The organism is Limosilactobacillus coleohominis (assembly GCF_016901675.1).
GTDB lineage: Bacteria > Bacillota > Bacilli > Lactobacillales > Lactobacillaceae > Limosilactobacillus > Limosilactobacillus intestinavium.
This window is the reverse complement of sequence record NZ_JACJKU010000162.1, coordinates 1-1,054: the sequence shown is the minus strand read 5'-3', so window position 1 is coordinate 1,054 and position 1,054 is coordinate 1. Positions and strand designations below refer to the sequence as shown.

Sequence of the window (1,054 nt, the reverse complement as noted above, 5' to 3'; positions counted from 1 at the left end):
GGCAGATTGTAAAATATAAGTTGAACATTTAAGTGGACAAGAAAACCCATAAAGGTCTTTAATGGTGTTACCACAACATTCCATTAGAAAGAAGGACCTTTATGGGCACCACTATTTTATCATTTGCTGACCGCATTGTCATTGAAACTTTACTTTATGAGCATCGTTCTCTTCGCTATATTGCAGATTATCTGGGCTTCAGTAAAACGACGATTTTCAATGAATTACATCGTCTCCCTTTACCTTATAATGCTAAGCGATCTCAACAGGATCATGAGACAAAGCTTAAGTTACGTGGACGTAAATATGTGCTGACTGCTAATCTAAAACGCTTGATCGAAGACAAAATTAAAATTCAGAAGTGGTCACCTGAACAGGTTGCTCACATGGTTGGCATTGCCTATAAGACCATTTATAACTGGATTGACCAGGACTTACTTGACATTCAATTATCTGATCTTCCTGACAGCGGTATTCGTCGTCATCGGGCGAAAGAAACTCGGGGAACATTTAGTCATGGCCGTTCAATTGAAGAACGTCCACAGGAAGTTAAGACTCGTAAAACGTTTGGTCACTTTGAAGCTGACACTGTTCTATCTGGTAAACGAAGAGGACAAGCGGTGGCCACTTTTGTCGAACGGCAAAGTAGATTAACGATTGTTAAACGTCTTGAAAGTCGTAGTAGTCAAGCAATGACGTTAGCCATACTGGAACTAGCTAAACAATTGGGACCAAAGCTTAAGACCATCACGGTTGACCATGGTAAAGAATTCGCCAACTATCGTGAAGTTGAAGAACAGACCGGTATTAATCTTTACTTTGCCCATGCTTATTCGCCACATGAACGTGGTAGTAATGAGAACCGTAATCGAGTTCTGCGTCGCTTTATTCCTAAAGGCAAGCCAATCGAAGAGATTAGTGATCAGGAACTAATTCAAATTAACTGGGACTTAAACTCACGGCCACTTAAATGTCTCAACTGGCGATCACCCATTGAAGTCTTTATGCGAAAAATGTTTCGATGAAGTGTTCAATTTATTTATTGCAATCTGCC

General features: G+C 40.1%; 1 protein-coding gene. It reads left to right on the top strand.

Annotated elements, in window-relative coordinates:
- Positions 1–101: 101 nt before the first annotated feature.
- The gene (locus tag H5975_RS08310) at positions 102–1,025 is read left to right on the top strand and encodes an IS30 family transposase (RefSeq protein WP_098045563.1); all 924 of its coding nucleotides are present in this window, start codon (positions 102–104) and stop codon (positions 1,023–1,025) included.
- Positions 1,026–1,054: the final 29 nt, after the last annotated feature.

Excerpts from the sequence above, each read along its gene's own strand:
- H5975_RS08310 (WP_098045563.1), top strand. The coding sequence starts at position 102 with ATGGGCACCACTATTTTATCATTTGCTGACCGCATTGTCATTGAAACT.